Annotated in this window: 19 protein-coding genes; 3 read left to right on the top strand and 16 right to left on the bottom strand. The window is 68.1% G+C overall.

The features are described 5' to 3' along the window. Positions 1-4: 4 nt before the first annotated feature. From hisH to hisD, 4 genes are read right to left on the bottom strand one after another with little or no spacing between them, the layout of a single operon-like run. Positions 5-640, bottom strand: a complete 636-nt coding sequence (hisH, locus tag AC1DVU_RS10795) for an imidazole glycerol phosphate synthase subunit HisH (protein ID WP_476922429.1) — start codon at positions 638-640, stop codon at positions 5-7. Continuing rightward, positions 637-1,236, bottom strand: coding sequence for an imidazoleglycerol-phosphate dehydratase HisB (gene hisB / locus AC1DVU_RS10790; RefSeq protein WP_149687846.1), 600 nt, complete (start codon positions 1,234-1,236; stop codon positions 637-639). The genes hisH and hisB overlap by 4 nt, the downstream gene beginning before the upstream one ends. Then, entirely contained in the window at positions 1,233-2,309 is a 1,077-nt protein-coding gene (locus tag AC1DVU_RS10785; RefSeq protein WP_476922428.1) for a histidinol-phosphate transaminase, read from the bottom strand. The genes hisB and AC1DVU_RS10785 overlap by 4 nt, the downstream gene beginning before the upstream one ends. Next, positions 2,309-3,622, bottom strand: coding sequence for a histidinol dehydrogenase (gene hisD, locus AC1DVU_RS10780; RefSeq protein ID WP_476922427.1), 1,314 nt, complete (start codon positions 3,620-3,622; stop codon positions 2,309-2,311). The genes AC1DVU_RS10785 and hisD overlap by 1 nt, the downstream gene beginning before the upstream one ends. Positions 3,623-3,656: 34 nt before the next feature. On the opposite strand from hisD, the gene ybaK reads away from it, so the two are divergent. Further along, positions 3,657-4,148, top strand: coding sequence for a Cys-tRNA(Pro) deacylase (gene ybaK, locus AC1DVU_RS10775; protein WP_476922426.1), 492 nt, complete (start codon positions 3,657-3,659; stop codon positions 4,146-4,148). Between the two features lie 2 nt (positions 4,149-4,150). Here the strand turns inward: ybaK and AC1DVU_RS10770 are convergent, their stop codons facing one another. Both AC1DVU_RS10770 and dnaE read right to left on the bottom strand, forming a co-directional pair. Then, the gene (locus AC1DVU_RS10770; protein WP_476922425.1) at positions 4,151-4,603 is read right to left on the bottom strand and encodes a hypothetical protein; all 453 of its coding nucleotides are present in this window, start codon (positions 4,601-4,603) and stop codon (positions 4,151-4,153) included. Between the two features lie 26 nt (positions 4,604-4,629). Continuing rightward, on the bottom strand, positions 4,630-8,166 hold the full coding sequence (gene dnaE / locus AC1DVU_RS10765) for a DNA polymerase III subunit alpha (RefSeq protein ID WP_476922424.1): 3,537 nt from the start codon (positions 8,164-8,166) through the stop codon (positions 4,630-4,632). A gap of 145 nt (positions 8,167-8,311) precedes the next feature. Between dnaE and AC1DVU_RS10760 the strand changes: the two genes are divergently transcribed. Beyond that, on the top strand, positions 8,312-8,707 hold the full coding sequence (locus AC1DVU_RS10760; RefSeq protein ID WP_476922423.1) for an iron chaperone: 396 nt from the start codon (positions 8,312-8,314) through the stop codon (positions 8,705-8,707). On the opposite strand, the gene AC1DVU_RS10755 is transcribed toward AC1DVU_RS10760, so the two are convergent. From AC1DVU_RS10755 to AC1DVU_RS10740, 4 genes are all read right to left on the bottom strand, one after another. Next, a complete protein-coding gene (locus AC1DVU_RS10755; protein WP_476922422.1) occupies positions 8,708-9,931 on the bottom strand; it encodes a pyridoxal phosphate-dependent aminotransferase in 1,224 nt (407 codons plus the stop codon). Positions 9,932-10,022: 91 nt separating this feature from the next. Next, the gene (locus AC1DVU_RS10750; protein WP_476922421.1) at positions 10,023-10,961 is read right to left on the bottom strand and encodes an RluA family pseudouridine synthase; all 939 of its coding nucleotides are present in this window, start codon (positions 10,959-10,961) and stop codon (positions 10,023-10,025) included. Continuing rightward, positions 10,958-11,500 (bottom strand): signal peptidase II, encoded by a 543-nt coding sequence (locus AC1DVU_RS10745; protein ID WP_476922420.1) that lies wholly within the window; start codon positions 11,498-11,500, stop codon positions 10,958-10,960. The genes AC1DVU_RS10750 and AC1DVU_RS10745 overlap by 4 nt, the downstream gene beginning before the upstream one ends. After that, the gene (locus AC1DVU_RS10740) at positions 11,473-11,874 is read right to left on the bottom strand and encodes a TraR/DksA family transcriptional regulator (RefSeq protein WP_159540693.1); all 402 of its coding nucleotides are present in this window, start codon (positions 11,872-11,874) and stop codon (positions 11,473-11,475) included. The genes AC1DVU_RS10745 and AC1DVU_RS10740 overlap by 28 nt, the downstream gene beginning before the upstream one ends. Before the next feature lie 82 nt (positions 11,875-11,956). On the opposite strand from AC1DVU_RS10740, the gene ileS reads away from it, so the two are divergent. Next, positions 11,957-15,100 carry an isoleucine--tRNA ligase gene (ileS, locus tag AC1DVU_RS10735; RefSeq protein ID WP_476922419.1) on the top strand — a complete coding sequence of 1,048 codons (3,144 nt, stop codon included), beginning with the start codon at positions 11,957-11,959 and terminating at the stop codon, positions 15,098-15,100. A 71-nt stretch (positions 15,101-15,171) separates the two neighbouring features. On the opposite strand, the gene AC1DVU_RS10730 is transcribed toward ileS, so the two are convergent. From AC1DVU_RS10730 to ftsZ, 6 genes are all read right to left on the bottom strand, one after another. Continuing rightward, positions 15,172-15,966 carry a DivIVA domain-containing protein gene (locus AC1DVU_RS10730; RefSeq protein WP_476922418.1) on the bottom strand — a complete coding sequence of 265 codons (795 nt, stop codon included), beginning with the start codon at positions 15,964-15,966 and terminating at the stop codon, positions 15,172-15,174. A 124-nt stretch (positions 15,967-16,090) separates the two neighbouring features. Next, on the bottom strand, positions 16,091-16,384 hold the full coding sequence (locus tag AC1DVU_RS10725) for a YggT family protein (protein ID WP_476922417.1): 294 nt from the start codon (positions 16,382-16,384) through the stop codon (positions 16,091-16,093). Between the two features lie 3 nt (positions 16,385-16,387). Next, positions 16,388-16,870, bottom strand: a complete 483-nt coding sequence (locus AC1DVU_RS10720) for a cell division protein SepF (protein ID WP_476922416.1) — start codon at positions 16,868-16,870, stop codon at positions 16,388-16,390. Positions 16,871-16,910: 40 nt separating this feature from the next. Further along, complete coding sequence (locus AC1DVU_RS10715; RefSeq protein WP_476922415.1) at positions 16,911-17,603, bottom strand: YggS family pyridoxal phosphate-dependent enzyme; 693 nt, start codon at positions 17,601-17,603, stop codon at positions 16,911-16,913. Continuing rightward, entirely contained in the window at positions 17,600-18,319 is a 720-nt protein-coding gene (locus tag AC1DVU_RS10710) for a purine nucleoside phosphorylase YfiH/LACC1 family protein (protein WP_476922414.1), read from the bottom strand. The genes AC1DVU_RS10715 and AC1DVU_RS10710 overlap by 4 nt, the downstream gene beginning before the upstream one ends. Positions 18,320-18,321: 2 nt before the next feature. Beyond that, positions 18,322-19,488, bottom strand: coding sequence for a cell division protein FtsZ (ftsZ, locus tag AC1DVU_RS10705; protein ID WP_476922413.1), 1,167 nt, complete (start codon positions 19,486-19,488; stop codon positions 18,322-18,324). Between the last annotated feature and the right edge of the window lie 41 nt (positions 19,489-19,529).

Genomic DNA, 19,529 nt, shown 5'->3' with positions numbered 1-19,529 from the left:
AGGGTCAGAGTGTCGCGAGCCAGTTCTTCAGCAGCTGGGATCCGGCGTCGCCGGACTTCTCGGGGTGGAACTGCGTTGCCCACAAGGGCCCGTGCTCGGCGGCTGACACGAAGCGGTCCCCTGCATAGTCGGTCCACGTGACCGCCGGGTCCGGCATGGCCGGTGGCTGGCTGAGCACCCAGTCGCGCACGCCGTAGGAGTGCACGAAGTAGAACCGCTCGTTCTCGATGCCGGCGAACATCCGCGAACCCTCGCCGGGCTCGACGGTGTTCCAACCCATGTGCGGCACGATCGGTGCCTGGAGCCGCTCGACGACGCCAGGCAGCTCGCCACAACCCTCGGTGCGTACGCCGTGCTCGATGCCCTCGGCGAACAGGATCTGCATGCCGACGCAGATGCCCAGCACTGGCCGGTTGGCGATGAGCCGACGCTCGACAATACGCACGCCGTCGACGCCTTGGAGCCCGCGCATGCAGGCCTCGAACGCGCCGACGCCAGGCACGAGCAGGCCGTCGGCCTCGATCGCCGTGGACGCGTCGCTGGTGAGCTCGGCATCGGCCCCGGCGCGCTCGACTGCACGAACCGCCGATCGAAGATTCCCAGAGCCGTAATCCAGCACCGCGACGCGCGGACGCGTCACAGAGCACCCTTCGTGCTCGGGATGCCTGACTCGCGCGGGTCGATCGCGACGGCGTCACGCAGGGCGCGGGCGACGGCCTTGAACTGGGCCTCCGCGATGTGGTGCGGGTCGCGGCCGTCCAGCAGGCGTACGTGCATCGTGATCCCGGCGTGGTGGGCGATGGACTCGAAGACGTGTGCGGTCAGCGCACCGGTGTACTGGCCGCCGATGATCGCGGTGATCTGCCGATCCGGCTCGCCGGAGTGCACGAAGTAGGGACGGCCCGACACGTCGACGACGGCCTGTGCGATCGACTCGTCGAGCGGCACAAGCGCGTCGCCGTAGCGACGGATGCCGACCTTGTCGCCGAGCGCCTCGCGGATCGCCTCGCCGAGGCAGATCGCCGTGTCCTCGACGGTGTGGTGAGCGTCGATGTGCAGATCGCCCTCGGACTTGACCGTCAGGTCGATCAGGGAGTGACGCGAGAACGCCGTCAGCATGTGGTCGTAGAACCCGACTCCGGTCGAGATGTCGTTGATGCCGGATCCGTCGAGGTCGATCTCGACGACGACATGGGACTCCGAGGTCTTCCGCTCGATGCGCGCTGTGCGGGTCATCGGGTCACCTCCAGGAGTGCGTGTCGGAACGCGTTCATTTCGTCCGGCGTGCCGATCGACACGCGCAGCCATTCTAGGGGTCCGACCTCGCGGATCAGGACGCCGTGGTCGAGCAGGCCCTGCCAGACGGCATGGCGGTCATCGAACCGGCCGAACAGGATGAAGTTCGCATCGGACTCCGCGACCTCGAATCCCTGCTCCCGAAGCCACGCCGCGGTCTCGTCGCGGGTGGTCCGGAGCGCATCGACCTGGGCCAGCAGCTCGTCCTCGTGCCGCAGGGCCGCGGTCGCCGCTGCCTGGCTCACGGTCGACAGGTGATAGGGCAGCCGGACGATCCGCAGGGCGTCGATGATGGCGGCGTCCGCCGCGACATAGCCGAGCCGTCCTCCGGCCAGCGCGAACGCCTTGCTCATCGTACGTGTCACCAGCAGCCGTGGGAACTCGTCGAGCAGCTCGAGCGCGCTGGGCGTGCCGTCGCGACGGAACTCGGCGTAGGCCTCGTCCACGACGACGATGCCGGGCGCAGCCTCGACGATCGCGCGGGTGTGCGCGGGGTCGAGGGCCGTGCCGGTCGGGTTGTTGGGTGACGTGAGGATGACGACGTCCGGCCGCTCGGCCGCGATGAGCGCGAGTGCCTCGTCGACGTCGACACCGAAGTCCTCGCGCCGGCGCCCCGCCACCCAGCGCGTGTGGGTGTTGCGGGCGTACTCTGGATACATCGAGTACGTCGGGGCGAACGACACCGCGGTCCGGCCGGGTCCGCCGAAGGCCTGCAGGACCTGCTGCATGATCTCGTTGGACCCGTTGGCGGCCCAGACCCGGTCGGGCGTCAGGCCGTGGCCGAGATAGGCCGCGAGGGACGTACGCAGCTCGGTCGCCTCACGGTCCGGATAGCGGTTGAGCGACAGCGCAGCCTGCTGCACCGACTCGCCGATGTCCCGGGCAACCTTCTCGCTGGGTCCATAAGGATTCTCGTTGGTGTTGAGCTGCACCGGGACGTCGAGCTGCGGCGCACCGTACGGCTCGTCGTCGCGCAGCTCTTCGCGGATCGGCACCCAGGCCGGCAGCGGCATCAGCGGGACATCCGGATCGACACGGCTGCACCGTGCGAGGGCAGGTTCTCCGCCTCAGCGAGGGTCACGACGTGATCGCCGACCTCACGCAGGGCGGACTCGTCGTAGGTCACGACGTGCATGTTCTTGCAGAACGCCCGCACCGAGAGGCCCGACGAGTGGCAGGCGCAGCCGGCCGTGGGGAGGACGTGGTTGGAACCGGCGGCGTAGTCGCCGAGGGAGACCGGCGTGTGCGATCCGACGAACACCGCGCCGGCGTTGACGATGCGTGCCGCGACATCGGCGGCGCCTGCGGTGTGGATCTCGAGGTGTTCGGCGGCATAGCCGTTGGCGACCTGGACCGCCTGGTCGACATCGCGTACGAGCACGGTGGCCGACTGCTGCCCCTCCAGTGCCGTCCGGATGCGCTCGGCGTGCTTGGCCGAACCGATCTGGTCTTTGAGCGCCGCGTCAACCTCGTCGGCGAGCCGCTCGCTGTCGGTGATGAGCACGCTGGCTGCCATCGGGTCGTGCTCGGCCTGGCTGATCAGGTCAGCGGCGACGAACGCGGCGTCGGCGGTGTCGTCGGCGATGATCGCGATCTCAGTGGGGCCCGCCTCGGCGTCGATGCTGACGGTGCCCTGCAGATAGCGCTTGGCCGCGGCGACGTAGATGTTGCCCGGGCCCGTGATGAGGTTGACCGGCCGGCACTCCCCCGCCCCGTAGGCGAACATCGCGAGCGCCTGGGCGCCACCAGCGGCGTAGACCTCGTCGATGCCGAGGAGCCCGCAGGCCGCCAGGATCGTCGGGTGTGGCAGGCCGCCGAACTCCGCGTTGGGAGGGCTGGCGAGCGCGATGCCCGGGACACCCGCGACCTGAGCCGGAACGGCGTTCATGATGACGGTGCTGACCAGCGGCGCCAGGCCACCGGGGACGTACAGGCCGACGCGCTGCATCGGGACGATCCGGCGCTCGACCGTGGCGCCCGGTGCGACATCGCTGACCAGGCTGTGCTCGAGCTCGGCCTCGCTGGTCTGGCGCAGCCGGCGGATCGACTCCTCAAGACCGGCGCGGATGTCCGGGGCGAGCGCTTCGAGCGCGCCGGTGATCGCGGCCGACGGGACGCGAAGCTGCGCAGGGCGTACGCCGTCGAAGCGCTCCCCCGCGTCGAGCACGGCATCCGCCCCGCGTGACTTGACGTCCTCGCAGATCGGCCGGATCGCGGCCATCGCGTGCTCGACATCGACCTCGGCGCGCGGCACGGCAGCGCTGTAGACCCACTGCCATTCCTCGGCAGCAGGGTCGAGACTTCGCAGGTCGAGACGTCGCATCACGACGCCAAGTCTACGGACGGGCTACCGTGGGTTGGTGGCCGCCAACAGGAAGCCGACTGACGCAACGCCGGCATTCGCCGCGCTGCACCGCGCCAACATCCCGTTCACCCCCCACATGTACGTCCACGACCCGCGCGCGGACTCGTTCGGCATGGAGGCGGCCGAGGCGCTCGGGGTCGAACCCGGCCGGGTCTTCAAGACGTTGATGGCCGAGGTCGACGGCGAGCTGTGCGTCGGCGTGGTCCCCGTGATGGGATCCCTCGATCTCAAGGCTCTCGCCGATGCGCTGGGCGGCAAGCGTGCCCAGATGGCCGATGCCGCGCAGGCCCAGAGAGCCACGGGATACGTCATCGGCGGGATCTCGCCACTGGGTCAGAAGCGGAAACACCGGACCGTGGTCGACAAGACGTCCGCGCAATGGCCGACGATCTTCGTGTCGGGTGGGCGCCGGGGCCTGGAGGCTGAGCTGCAGCCGAACGACCTGATCGTGCTGACGCAGGCTGTCGTCGCCCGCATCGCCCGCTGACGTCAGTAGGTCTGCGTCAGCTCATCGCGAGTCGTGACGATCAGCGTCGTTCCGATCAGGCCGACGAGCCCGGAGATCGGCCACACCAGGAACGGCGAGACACCGTCGATCGTGAACCTGGCCGGGATGTGACCGCCGACCGAGACGCCCTTGACCGATGACGGGTCTGGTGGACCGAGGTGGATGCCGAGCCGCCAGGCGATCACGGCCGCCGCCAACGTGGCCACGACGACCAGCGGAGTGGTCACCCAACCGGTGTCACGCAGCGACCACGCCATGAACGAGCCCAGCAGCAGCGACGCGACGCCGCCGACGAGGATGAACACCACGATGACCGAGAATTGCCCCTTGGATGCGGCTTCGTCCATCACCAGCCCGCGGTTGGTGACCTCCCACTCGGCCGGGGTGGCGAGGAGCTCCCACACGAAACCTGCCGCGACACCCAGGATGAGCATCGCGGCGGCAGACAGCAGGAGTCGTCTCAGGAGAGGCAATGGGGGCCCAACAGCTCTTTCAGGTCAGCGATCAACGACGATGACTGTGCCACACGCAGGCTGTCGTCGAGTCGCATGACCTTGGTCGAGCCGTTGCCGATCAGGCGCAGGTGCACCTCGGAGACGCCGGGATGGGTCGCGAGCACCTGCTTGAAGGTGCTGATCGTGTCGGTCGTGCAGCGGGCCACCGGGAGGCTCACGACGAGCGGCCGCTCCGGGCCGCCGGTGTTCATGGCCGGGAGGGTGACCTCGAGCGCGTTGAGCTCGACGCCATCGTCCTTGCGGCGGATGCGGCCCTTGACGACGACGATCGTGTCGGGGATCAGCACCGGCATCGCCAGCTGGTAGGCGCCCGGGAACACCATGACCTCGATGCCACCCTCGAGGTCCTCGATCGTGACCGACGCCCAGGAGTCGCCCTTCTTGCTCATCCGGCGCTGCACCCCGGTGATCAGGCCGCAGATGCGTGCGGTGCTGCCGTCGGGCAGCTCGGCGTTGGTCAGCAGCTCGCCGACCGTGCAGTCGCTGCTGGCTCGCAGCACGTGCTCGAGACCCTGCAGTGGGTGGTCGGAGACGTAGAGGCCGAGCATGTCGCGCTCGAAGGCCAGCAGCTGGGTCTTCTCCCACTCCGGCATCGTGTCGGGCACCGCGATCGTGCCGCCGGTGAACGCGTCGTCGACGCCGCCGAACAGCGAGTCCTGGCCGATCGCGGCCTGCCGCTTGAGGTCGATGTAGAGGTCGACCCCCTCCTCGGCAACCGTCGTCAGCGCGCGACGGCGATGTCCCAGTGAGTCGAAGGCGCCGGCCTTGATCAGCGAGTCGAGCACGCGCTTGTTGCAGACGTGCGTCGGCACCTTGTTGAGGAAGTCGTTGAAGTCGCTGTAGGGGCCGCTCGACGTTCGGCCCTCGACGATGCCGGCGACGACGTTCTCGCCGATGTTGCGGATCGCTCCGAGCCCGAAGCGGATGTCGGCGCCGACCGACGCGAAGTTGGAGACCGACTCGTTGACGTCCGGCGGCAGCACCTTGATGCCCATGCGCCGGCACTCGTTGAGGTAGATCGCCGACTTGTCCTTGTCACCGCGGGTGCTGGTCAGCAGCGCCGCCATGTACTCGGCCGGATAGTTGGCCTTGAGGTAGGCCGTCCAGTAGGAGATGACGCCGTATGCCGCGGAGTGCGCCTTGTTGAACGCGTAGTCCGAGAACGGCAGCAGGATGTCCCACAGCGTCGTGATCGCCTTCTGGGAGTAGCCGCGCTCGAGCATGCCGGCCTGGAAACCGGCGTACTGCTTGTCGAGCTCGGACTTCTTCTTCTTGCCCATCGCGCGCCGCAGGTTGTCGGCTTGTCCGAGCGAGAACCCCGCCAGGACCTGAGCAATCTCCATGACCTGCTCTTGGTAGACGATCAGGCCGTACGTCTCGCCGAGGACCTTGGCGAGCGGCTCCTCGAGCTCAGGATGGATCGGGTCGATCGGCTCGCGCCCGTTCTTGCGGCGGGCGTACTTGTTGTGCGAGTCCGCGCCCATCGGCCCGGGCCGGTAGAGCGCGCCGACGGCCGAGATGTCCTCGAACTTGTCGGGCTTCATGCTGCGCAGCAGGGCGCGCATCGGACCGCCGTCGAGCTGGAAGACGCCGAGTGTGTCACCGCGGGCCAGCAGGTCGTACGTCGCAGGGTCGTCGAACGTCAGGTCCTCGAGGACCAGGTCGATGTCACGGTTGCGCTTGATGTTCTCGAGCGCGTCATCGAGCACCGTGAGGTTGCGGAGACCGAGGAAGTCCATCTTGACCAGCCCGAGCGCCTCGCACATCGGGTAGTCGAACTGCGTGATGATCGCGCCGTCCTGCTCGCGCTTCATGATCGGCACGATGTCGATCAGCGGATCGCTCGACATGATGACGCCGGCGGCGTGGACGCCCCACTGACGGATCTGGCCCTCGAGCCCCAGCGCGGTCTGATAGATCTTGCGGACGTCGGCGTCCTCGTCGTGCAGGCGGCGGAAGTCGGCGCCGTCGCCGTAGCGCTTGTCGTCCTTGTCGAACAGGCCCTTGAGCGAGACACCCTTGCCCATGACGTCGGCGGGCAGCGCCTTGGTGATGCGCTCGCCGTGCGTGAACGGGTAGTCCATGACCCGGGCGGCATCCTTGATCGCGGCCTTGGACTTGAGCCGGCCGAACGTCGCGATCATCGCGACGCGCTCCTCGCCGTACTTGTTGCTGACGTAGCGGATGACCTCACCGCGACGGCGCTCGTCGAAGTCGATGTCGAAGTCGGGCATCGAGGGGCGCTCGGGGTTGAGGAAGCGCTCGAAGATCAGGCCGTGCGTCAGCGGGCAGAGGTCGGTGATGCGCAGGGCGTATGCGGCGATCGAACCGGCACCCGAACCGCGGCCGGGGCCGACCCGGATGCCGTTGTCCTTGGCCCAGTTGATGAAGTCGGCGACCACGAGGTAGTAGCCGCAGTAGCCCTTGTCGCGTACGACGTCGAGCTCCATCTCGGTGCGCGCCCGGACCTCGTCGGTGAGCTTGTCGCCCGGATAGCGGGACTCGATGCCTCGCCACACCTCCTTGACGAACCACGACTCCTCGGTCTCGTCCGGGGGCACGTCGGCGCGCGCCATGTAGCCGCCGTTGGACTCGCGGAACTCGACGTCGCACCGCTCGGCGATCAGGAGCGTGTTGTCACACGCCTCCTTGAGGTCGAAGCGGTCCTCCCACAGGTCGCGCATCTCCTTGGCGGACTTGATGTAGAAGTCGTTGGAGTCGAACTTGAAGCGATTGGGGTCGGTCAGCGTGCTGCCGGACTGGACGCACAGCAGCGCCGAGTGCGCCTCGGCGTCCTCGGGGGCGGTGTAGTGCGAGTCGTTGGTCGCGATCGCCGGGAGGCCGAGGTCCTTCTTGAGCCGGAGCAGACCTTCGCGCACCTGGGACTCGATCGCCAGGCCGTGGTCCATCAGCTCGAGGAAGAAGTTCTCCTTGCCGAAGATGTCCTGGAACTCCGCTGCCGACGCACGTGCCTTGTCGTAGTTGCCGATGCGCAGCCAGGTCTGGATCTCGCCCGACGGGCAACCGGTCGTGGCGATGAGCCCCTTGCCGTAGCGCTGCAGCAGGTCGCGGTCGGCACGCGGCTTGCGGTATTGCCCCTCGAGGCTCGCGTAGGAGCCGATGCGGAAGAGGTTGTGCATGCCCTCGGTCGTCTCCGACAGCAGCGTCATGTGCGTGTATGCGCCGCGGCCCGCGACGTCGGCGTCCTTGGCTCCCTTGTTCCACTGCACGGCCTTCTTCTCCGTGCGCGGGATGTTGGGCGTGAGGTAGGCCTCCATGCCGATGATCGGCTTGACGCCGTGCGCCTTGGCCTTGCTGTAGAAGTCGTAGGCGCCGTGCAGGTTGCCGTGATCGGTCATCGCGATGGCCGGCATGCCGAGCTGTGACGTGCGTTCGAAGAGACCGTCGAGCAAGGCGGCACCATCGAGCATCGAGTACTCCGTGTGCACGTGCAGGTGCACGAATGGCGAGTCGCTCGACATCGAAAAATGGCCTCCTCGGCGCGATCGTGGGGGAAGGTCTTCAGCCTAGTCGAGGGCTCCGACGCTCCGGACCAACATCGACCGTGTCGACCCGTCCCCACGCTGAAAATTGTCCTTCGCGACGAATCTCGACTACACCTGAGTGGTGACTGACGACAAGCAGAGATTCACCACGGTCGACGAGTACCTCGAGGCGGCCACGTACGACGTCGAGCCGCGGCTGGTCGAGATGCGGCGGATCATCCGCGCGGCGCTCCCCGACGCCGAGGAGACCGTCAGCTACAACATCCCGGCGTACAAGCGGGACGGCGTCGTCGTGATCCAGTTCGCGGGGTTCACCCACCACACGTCGCTCTCGTTCTTCCCGACGGCCGCCACGTTCGCGCACTTCCGCGAGGAGCTGGCGCCCTACCCGACGAGCAAGTCGGCGATCCAGTTCCCGATCGACGAGCCGCTGCCGGTCGACCTGATCGACGCCATCACCCGGTTCCGCGCCGAGGAAGCCGCGGCGTACGCCTCGCGCAAGAAGGCCGGCCGCTAGCTAGACCTGTCGGTAGGTGCTGAGGAAGTTGCCGAGCCGCTGGATCGCGTCCGAGAGGTCGCGGGCCCACGGCAGCGTGACGATGCGCAAGTGATCCGTCTCGGGCCAGTTGAAGCCCGTGCCCTGGGTCAGCAGGATCTTCTCCTGCAGCAGCAGGTCGAGCACGAGCTGCTGGTCGTCCTTGATCGGGTAGACCTCGGGGTCCAGGCGCGGGAAGGCATACAGCGCGCCACGGGGCGTCACGACGCTGACACCCGGGATCTTGCGCAGCTCGGTGACTGCCGCGTCGCGCTGCTCCAGCAGCCGCCCGCCGGGCAGGATGAGCTCCTTGATCGACTGGTAGCCGCCGAGCGCAACCTGGATCGCGTTCTGCGCCGGCACGTTGGGACACAGCCGCATCGACGCGAGCAGCGTGATGCCCTCGAGGTAGTCGCCGGCGCGTTCCAGCGGCCCCGTGACGACGAGCCAGCCGGCCCGGTAGCCGCACACCCGGTACGCCTTGGAGAGCCCGTTGAACGTCAGCGTCAGGACGTCCGGCGCGACGCTGGCCAGCGGGATGTGGACCGCGTCGTCGTAGAGGATCTTGTCGTAGATCTCGTCGGCCATCAGGACCAGGTCGTGCTTGCGGGCCAGATCGGCGATCGCGTCGAGGGTCTCGCGCGAGTAGACCGCGCCGGTGGGGTTGTTGGGGTTGATCACGACGATGACGCGGGTGCGATCGGTGATCTTGGACTCGAGGTCCTCGAGGTCGGGGTTCCAGTCGTTGGCCTCGTCGCAGCGGTAGTGCACAGGCACGCCACCGGCGAGGTTGGTGACGGCCGTCCACAGCGGATAGTCCGGCACCGGCACGAGGACCTCGTCGCCGTTGTCGAGCAACGCCTGCAGCGCGATCTGGATCAGCTCGGAGACGCCGTTGCCGATCCAGACGTCGTCGATGTCGATCGTCGGGAAGCCCTCTTGCAGCTGATAGTGGTGCACGACCGCGCGCCGGGCCGACTGGATGCCGCGCGAGTCGGAGTAGCCGGCCGAACCGGGCAGCGCGGCGATGACGTCCTGCAGGATCTCCGCCGGGGCGTCGAAGCCGAAGGGTTGGGGATTGCCGATGTTGAGCTTCAGGATCCGGTGGCCCTCGGCCTCCAGGGCGGCGGCTCGTGACGCGACGGGTCCACGGATGTCGTAGAGGACATCCCTCAGCTTCTCGGACTGGCGCACGACAGGACTCATGGACTCATTGTCCATGACCGCGATCTGTGAGGTTGGAGGCGTCTCCCGGGCCGGATAACGCCTCTGTCTTCACAAATCGCGGGGACTGGCCTCAGTCGAGGTCACGTACGACCTCGAGGGCCTCGTTGAGGTCGTCCGGGTAGTCCGAGTCGAACTCGACGTGGTCACCCGTGCGTGGGTGGATGAAGCCGAGCTTCTTGGCGTGCAGCCACTGGCGGTCGAGCCCGACCTTCTTGGCGAGCGTCGGATCGGCGCCGTACATGAGGTCGCCGACGCACGGGTGGTGCAGCGCGCTCATGTGGACACGGATCTGATGCGTGCGACCGGTCTCGAGCTTGATCGTCAGCAGGCTGGCGTAGCGGTGCGCCTCGAGCGTGTCGTAGTGCGTGATGCTCTCGCGGCCGCCGTCCTTGACCGTGAACTTGAAGTCGTGCTTGGGGTGGCGCGCGATCGGTGCGTCGATGGTCCCCATGTGCGGATCAGGGTGGCCCTGCACGAGCGCGTGGTACGTCTTGTCGACCGTACGGTCGCGGAATGCCTGCTTGAGCACGGTGTAGGCGTGCTCGGACTTGGCGACCGCCATGAGGCCGCTCGTGCCGACGTCGAGACGGTGCACGATGCCCTGACGCTCCGGAGCACCCGATGTCGAGATCCGGATGCCGGCGCCCGCGAGGTGGTCGAGGACCGTGGGGCCGTACCAGCCGACGCTGGGGTGCGCGGCGACGCCGACCGGCTTGTCGACCACGACGAAGTCATCGTCCTGGAACACGATGCGCATGCCCTCGACCTCGGCAGCGACGACCGCGATGCGTCGCGGGGCCGGGATCGACGCCTCGAGGATCGAGCCCGGCGTGACGCGGTCGGACTTGGCCGGGGCCATGCCGTCGAGCGTGACAAAGCCCTCGGCGACGAGCTCGCTGGCACGGGTGCGCGACAGCCCCAGCAACCGGGCGAGGGCGCTGTCCACGCGCTCGCCGGCGAGTCCCTCGGGGACCTGGATGACCTTGTGCTCGAGTCCCTCGGCAGTCATGACTTCCCCTGACGTGAACCGTCGAGACCGATCCCGCGCCACGTGCGCCAGACGATGACGACGGCGGCGAGCGTCAACGCGATGTCGGCGACGTTGCCGACGAACACGTTGTAGTCGATGAAGTCGACGACATGGCCCTTGAACGGCGCCGGCTCCCGGAAGATCCGGTCGCACAGGTTGCCGACCGCTCCCGCGAACAGCAGGCCGAGCCCGACGGCCCAGCCGCGGTCGCGCAGGCTGGCGGCCATGCGTACGACGGCGATCGACACCGCGATCGCCACGACCGTGAGCACGACGGTGAACCCGGCGCCGGTGCCGAGCGCGGCCCCGCCGTTGCGCATGAACGACAACGACAGCACGTTCGGGATGAGCTCGATCGACTCGCGGCCCTGCAGCTTCTCGACCGCCAGCACTTTGGTCACCTGGTCAACGACGAGCGTCAGGGCAGCAACAACCGCAAACAGTCGTACGTATGTGTGTGTGGCAGTCGGGCCGTGGTCGTCGCCAGGGCTCAGCGACGCTCCTCGCGCTGCTTGCATGTCATGCACAGTGTCGCACGGGGGAACGCCATCAAACGATTCTTGCCGATCGGCTCCCCGCAGATCTCGCACTGGCCGTAGCTCCCCTTCTCGAGGCGATCGAGCGCCTTCTCGGTCTGGAGCAGCAGCTCGCGCTGGTTGGCGGCGAGGGACATCTCTGCGTCACGCTCGAGGCCCTTGGAGCCCACATCGGCCTGGTCGTTGCCGGCACCGTCGACGCCGTCACGCAGCAGGTCCTGCAGCTCGCGGGCCGACTGGTCGAGCTCGCCTCGCAACCTCACGAGGTCGGCTTCGAGCTCGGCACGGACGGCCTTGGTCTCGGCAGCGGTCCAGGGCTTCTCGTCGGCTCGAACGGCGAGCTTGGTGTTTGGCATGCACGAAGATTAGACCCCCGGTGGGGCAAAGCCAACTCGCACCGCCGCAGTGTCGCCGCTGGTCACCCGTAGAATTGAACGTGTGACCCAGCACGCTTCCTATCGCCCCGTCCCCGCCCACGTCGATCTGCCGGCGTTGGAGCGCGAAATCCTGCAATTGTGGGCTGATCAGGGCACGTTCGCCGCGAGCCTCGACACCCCGTCCGACGCGCCGCGCTGGACGTTCTACGAGGGTCCTCCGACCGCCAACGGAACCCCCGGCACCCACCACGTCGAGGCCCGGGTGTTCAAGGACATCTTCCCGCGGTTCAAGACCATGCAGGGCTACCACGTCGACCGCAAGGCCGGGTGGGACTGCCACGGCCTCCCGGTCGAGATCGCGGTCGAGAAGGAGCTGGGCTTCAACGGCAAGCCCGACATCGAGGCATACGGCATCGCCGAGTTCAACGCCAAGTGCCGCGAGGCCGTGGTCCGCAACGTCGATCTCTTCGAGGAGATGACGGATCGCATGGGCTACTGGGTCGACATGGCGAACCCGTACCGCACGATGGAGTCGTCGTACGTCGAGAGCGTCTGGTGGGCCCTGTCGACGATCTTCGACAAGGGCCTGCTGACCGAGGACTTCCGCGTCGCGCCCTACTGCCCGCGCTGCGGCACGACGCTGTCCGACCACGAGCTCGCGCAGGGCTACGAGACCATCACCGACCCCTCGGTCTACGTACGCTTCCCGCTGACCTCCGGCCCGCTCGCCGGCCAGGCCTCGATGCTGGTCTGGACCACGACGCCGTGGACGCTGGTGTCCAACACTGCGGTCGCGGTCAACCCCGACGTCACCTACGTCACCGCGTCCAACGGCGAGGAGACACTCGTCGTCGCCGAGCCCCTGCTGGCCAAGGCACTGGGCGAGGGCTGGACGCCCACCGGTGAGTCGTTCAGCGGCCGCGAGATGGAACGTTGGACGTACCAGCGGCCGTTCGAGCTGGTCGAGTTCCCCAGTCCCGCGCACTTCGTGGTGCTCGGCGACTACGTCACGACCGAGGACGGCACCGGACTGGTCCACCAGTCCCCCGCTTTCGGCGCAGACGACCTGGCGGTCTGCAAGGCGTACGACCTGCCGGTGGTCAACCCGATCACTCCCGACGGCCACTTCGAGGCCGACGTGCCGCTCGTCGGCGGGCAGTTCTTCAAGACCGCCGACCGGGCCCTGGCCGACGACCTCGCCGCGCGCGGGCTGATGTTCAACGAGCTGGCCTACGAGCACTCCTACCCGCACTGCTGGCGCTGCCACACGCCGCTGATGTACTACGCGCTGCCGGCCTGGTACATCCGCACGACGGCGATCAAGGACAAGCTGCTCGCCGAGAACGCCGGCACCAACTGGTTCCCCGAGACGATCAAGAACGGCCGCTACGGCGACTGGCTGACCAACAACATCGACTGGTCGCTGTCGCGCAGCCGCTTCTGGGGCACGCCGCTGCCGATCTGGCGCAACGACGAGGACCCGAGCAAGCTCGTGTGCATCGACTCGCTCCGCGAGCTCTCGGAGCTGACCGGGCGCGACCTGACCGACCTCGACCCGCACCGCCCGTTCATCGACGAGGTGACGTTCCAGATCGAGGGTCAGCCGGGCACCTACCGACGCGTGCCCGACGTCATCGACGCGTGGTTCGACTCCGGCTCGATGCCGTTCGCCCAGTGGGGCTACCCGCACGTCGAGGGGTCCAAGGAGAAGTTCGACCAGGCCTACCCGGCTCAGTACATCTGCGAGGCGATCGACCAGACCCGCGGCTGGTTCTATTCGCTGATGGCGGTCGGCACGCTGGTGTTCGACCAGAGCTCCTACGAGAACGTCGTGTGCCTCGGTCACATCCTCGCCGAGGACGGCAAGAAGATGAGCAAGCACCTGGGCAACATCTTGCTGCCGATGCCGCTCATGGACGAGCACGGCGCTGACGCCCTGCGGTGGTTCATGGCATGCTCCGGCTCGCCGTGGTCACCGCGGCGCATCGGTCACACCGCGCTGTCGGAGATCGTCCGCAAGGTCCTGCTGACGTACTGGAACACCACGGCCTTCCATGTCCTGTACGCCGGCACGGAGGGCTGGACGCCCGCCACCGGTGAGGTGCCGCCGGTCGCCGAGCGCGAGGTGCTCGACCAGTGGCTGCTGTCCGAGCTGCACACGCTGACCCGCGACGTCACGGCATCCCTCGAGGCGTTCGACACGCAGGCCGCCGGAGCCCGCATCGCGACGTTCGTCGACGACATGTCCAACTGGTACGTCCGCCGGTCGCGTCGCCGCTTCTGGCGAGGCGACACCGCGGCGTTCGCGACGCTGCACGAGACGCTCGACGTGCTGACGCGGCTCATGGCGCCGCTCACGCCGTTCATCGCCGAGCGGGTCTGGCAGGACGTCATCCTGCCGGTGACCCCGGGCGCCCCGCAGTCGGTGCACCTGGCCGACTGGCCGGTCGCTGATGAGTCGCTCATCGTCGACGGGCTCAGCGCTCGCGTCGACCTCGCGCGACGGGTGACCGAGCTCGGACGGGCAGCCCGCGCGGAGGCCAAGGTGCGTACGCGCCAGCCCCTGCGCCGTGCTCTCGTGGCGTCCGGCGCCTGGCAGCAGCTCGGCGAGGAGCTGCGCGGCCAGGTGTGCGAAGAGCTCAACGTCGGCTCCCTGGAGTCCCTCGCGGACGCCGGCGGCGACCTCGTGGACCATTCGGCCAAGGGCAACTTCCGCAACCTCGGCAAGCGGTTCGGCAAGCAGACGCCGCAGGTCGCTGCCGCCGTTGCGGAAGCCGACGCCGCCGAGCTCGCCGCCTCGCTGGCTGCCACCGGCACCGCGACGGTCGTCGTGGACGGCTCGCCGGTCGAGGTGGGCCCTGACGACGTCATCATCTCCGAGCGCCCCCGCGAGGGCTGGTCGGTCGTCAACGACCAGGGCGAGACCGTGGCGCTCGACCTCGAGCTCGACGACGAGCTGCGTCTGGCTGGCTTCGCCCGCGAGGCGATCCGGGTCATCCAGGAGGCGCGCAAGTCCACCGGCCTCGCCATCAGCGACCGCATCACGCTGTCGTGGTCTGCTTCTGGGCCGATGGCCGACGCGCTGCGGGCGCACGACAGTCTCATCGCCGACGAGGTGCTGGCGACGTCGATCAGCGAGAGCGACGGTGCGTCGGACTTCACCGACGAGGAGCTCGGCTTCGGATTCGCCCTCGCCAAGGTTTAGCGCCCTGGTCCCAGGCATGACGAAGGGCCCGTCACCTTGCGGTGGCGGGCCCTTCGTTTGTCAGATGCTGCTCAGAAGCTCTCGTCGTCGCCCAGCAGCGACCGGAGACGGCGGGGACCCGCCTCAGCCGGAGTCTGGACAGCCTGCGAGTTGTTGGTGCTCTCGTTGGCGGCAAGCTGATCGAGCTGGCTCTGGAAGTAGTTCTTGAGCCGGGCCCGGTACTCACGCTCGTACGCTCGCAGGTGCTCGACCTCGCGCTGGATCTCGTAGCGATCCCGCTCGATCGTCGCGACGGCCTGCTGGCGGCGCTCGTTGGTCTCGTCGTCGAGCTTCTGCGCGCGGATGCGGGCATCGGTCTCGAGCCGGTCAGCCTTGCCACGTGCCTCGTTGACCAGACGCTCAGCCTTGGCGCGAGCCTCACCGACGATCCGATCCGCTTCTTCCTTGGCCGCATCCATGAGCTGGTCGGCGTTGGAGGACGCGATCTCGAGCAGTCGAGCCGCAGCAGACGACGCGTCGCCCATCGACGGTGCGGCGCGAACCGGCTCCGGCGTCGGGGCAGGAGCCTGCTGGACCGGCTCCGGCGGAGGCGGCGGCGTGTATTGCTGCACGGGCTCCTGGACGGCCGGGGTCGGCGCAGCCTGGGGAGCCGGGGTCGCCGGCTGGACTGCGGGGATGAGACCGGTTGGTTCGCCGGTTGATGCGGCGGCTACCTTGGCGCGAAGTTCTTCGTTCTCGACCGTGAGTCGCTCGAGCTCGGCCTCGACCTCGTCGAGAAACTGGTCCACTTCGCCCATGTCATAGCCTTCGCGAAGACGGACAGGCGTAAAACGCTTGTTACGCACGTCCTCTGGCGTCAATGGCATGAGTACACCTCGGGGTTGGGGTTAGTCCTGGGGACTCGGAGCCTCCACCGTACTCTGCCCGCGTTCACTTCTTCCACAGGAGTCCCAAACTCAGCGGGTCGCGAGACAGACTCTTGGGATCCTCTTAAGAGAAGAAGATGCTCTGGACGATGCTCCGAAGGATGAAGATCGCGATCAGCAGGATCATGGGCGACAGGTCGAGCATCACCGCGCCCAGGCGCAGCGGTGGAATCACGCGGCGCACGGCACGAAGCGGAGGGTCCGTGATCGAGTAGAGGCCCTCACAGAACACCAGCACCAGGCCGCGTGGCCGCCAGTGGCGTGCCAGCATCTGCACCCAGTCCAGGACGAACCGGGCGATCAGCAAGATGATGCAAAGGAGCAGGATCAGGTCGAGAATGCCGCCAACCAGCTCCATGCGTCAGCTCTGGTTGTAGAAGCCGCCGGCAGCGATGCGCTGCTTGTCCTCGTCCGTCACCGTGATGTTCTCGGGCGACAGGAGGAAGACCTTGGCGGTGACACGGTTGATCGAGCCGTGCACGGCGAACACCAGTCCGGCGGCGAAGTCGACGAGGCGCTTGGCGTCGTCGTCGTCGATCTCCGACAGGTTCATGATGACGGGGACGCCGGAGCGGTAGTGCTCACCGACGGTGCGGGCGTCGTTGTAGGTGCGAGGGGTCACGGTCTCGATGCGTGCGAGGTCCGACGCAGTGGACGCACGGCGCTCGGGGCGTCGCTCGGGACGGCGGTGGTCGTCGATGCTCGAGACCGGCGCCGGGCGCACGACAGCAGGCTGCCGGCTCACGGGTGCGGGGTCGTCGATGTCATCCTCGAACTCGTCGTCGAAGTCAGCTTGTTCCACGAGGCCGAGATACTCGCCGACCTTCCGCATTGCGCCAGCCATGAGAACTCCGTGTGTGCGATCGGAAATGACATTACTGAGATTACCCCGCAGGTGGACGCTCGCCGAGCACTGAGCGCCCGATGCGCAGGTGTGTCGCGCCGGCGGCGACCGCGGACTCGAAGTCGCCGCTCATCCCCGCAGAGATGATCGTGGCGTCCGGGTGGTCCTGGCGAAGCTCCTTCGAGAGGCGCACGAGGTGGTCGAAGTGCGGCGCCGGGTCCTCCCCCAACGGTGCGACGGTCATGAGCCCGGCCAGGGTCAGGTGGTCCGAGCCGGCGATCGAGGCGGCCAGCTCGGGTATGCCCGAGGGCACGACGCCTGACCGCCCGGGGTTGGTCGCGTCGAAGTCGACCTGGACGAGGCACGGAAGCGTACGCCCTGCGGCCTCGGCACCGCGCGCCAGTGAGTTGGCGAGCTTGACGCGGTCGACGCTGTGGACCATGTCGGCATAGCGAGCGACGGCGCCCGCCTTGTTGGTCTGCAGCCCACCCAGAAAATGCCAGCGGACATCGGCCTCGACCTCGGCGGCCTTGTCGCCGGCTTCGGGGTGGCGGTTCTCGCCCACGTCGGTGACGCCGAGCTCGGCCAGCAGCTCGACGTCCGATGCCGGATAGGTCTTGGTGACGACGATCAGCGTGATCTCGGAGCGGTCGCGTCCGGCTGCTGCGCACGCGGCGGCAATGCGCTCCTCGGTCGTGGCGAGACCCTGGCGTAGCTCGTCGAGGCGGTTCATCTGATCACCGCGACGGCGCCGAAGCGGCCGGCGTCCTGGCCCTGGCGGCGGTAGGAGAAGAACCGCTCGTCCTCGATCGTGCACTCGTGCGCGCCGAGGTCCGTGACGGGAATCCCGAGCTCGTGCAGCTGCGCCACGACGCCCGCGCCCACGTCGATCGCGGGCGTGCCCCACGACGTCGTCGACCGGGCCTGGGGCACGACGGCGGCGACGGCGTCGGCCATCTCCTCGGGAAGCTCGTAGCAGCGCCCACAGGCCCGCGGCCCGACCCAGGCCTCGAGCGACTCGGTGCCGTGCTCGCGGATCGAGGCCACCGCAGCCAGCACGACACCCTTGACGAGTCCTTCGCGCCCGCAGTGCACGACCCCGGCGACCGGCTCGTCGAGGCCTACCAGCACGATCGGCGTGCAGTCGGCCACGCGTACGAGGACGCCGACGCCCGGCTCGTCGGTCAGGAGTGCGTCGACGACCGGGATCTCACCCTCGGCAAGGTCCCTGGTCCACGCGACGTCGGCTTGGTGGACCTGGGTCATCCGCACGAGCCGGTCGAGCTCGAGCTCTTCGGCGAGGAGGCCGAGATTGCGCTCGACCAGATCGGGATCGTCACCATTGGACGTACCGAGATTGAGTGAGGCCCACGGGCCGTCACTCACCCCGCCGTCACGATCGGTGAACGCGAGCTCGACCCGGCCTACCGTCTCTCGGTGGAGGAACAAGCTCAGCGAAGGAAGTCGGGCACGTCGAGGTCGTCGCCGTACTCGGTGGGTACGGGGTCGGCCGGGACCGTGGCGTTGCCGGCGCCGTCCTCGGGGACCTTGGGCCCGTCGAGGTAGGGATCCGGCTCGAGGAAGCTCTGCGCCGTCGGCGGGGTCGTGACGTCGGCCGGCTCGGGCTTGGTCTCCTTGAGCAACGCCGGCTTGGTCGCGTCGCGGAGCATCGGCTCGCCGCCGTCGAAGCCTGCCGCAATGACCGTCACCCGCACCTCGTCGCCGAGGGCGTCGTCGATCACGGCGCCGAAGATGATGTTGGCGTCGGGGTGCACCGCGTCGGCCACCAGGCCGGCCGCCTCGTTGATCTCGAACAGGCCGAGGTCCGAACCACCGGCGATCGACAGCAGGACGCCGCGCGCGCCCTCGATCGACGCCTCGAGCAGGGGGCTCGAGACGGCGCTCTCGGCGGCCACGGCCGCACGGTGCTCGCCACGGGCCGAGCCGATGCCCATCAGGGCCGAGCCGGCATCGGACATGACCGACTTGACATCGGCGAAGTCGAGGTTGATSAGGCCGGGGGTCGTGATGAGGTCCGTGATGCCCGAGACGCCCTGGTGCAGGACCTGGTCGGCCTGACGGAACGAGTCCAGCAGGCTCACGTTGGGATCGCTGATCGACAGCAGCCGGTCGTTGGGGATCACGATGAGGGTGTCGACCTCGTCGCGCAGCGCCTGGATGCCGGCATCGGCCTGGCCCGAGCGGTTACGGCCCTCGAACTTGAACGGCCGGGTCACGACACCGATCGTCAGCGCACCGAGCGAACGGGCGATGCGGGCCACGACAGGTGCGCCACCGGTGCCGGTGCCGCCGCCCTCGCCGGCCGTCACGAAGACCATGTCGGCGCCCTTGATGGCAGCCTCGATCTCCTCGGCGTGGTCTTCTGCTGCGCGCTTGCCGATCTCGGGGTTGGCGCCGGCGCCGAGGCCCCTGGTCGAGTCGCGTCCGACGTCGAGCTTGACGTCTGCGTCGCTCATCAAGAGCGCCTGGGCGTCCGTGTTGATCGCGATGAACTCGACTCCCTTGAGTCCCACCTCGATCATGCGGTTGACGGCGTTGACGCCGCCACCGCCGATGCCGACGACCTTGATCACGGCGAGGTAGTTCTGTACCGCCATCGTGTGTCCCTTCCGGGGATTCGAAAACTCTAACCCTGAGG

It is taken from the genome of Aeromicrobium sp. P2_G6 (assembly GCF_056403535.1).
Note: the sequence above shows the minus strand (reverse complement) of the source record. Positions and strands in the feature narration are given on the sequence as shown.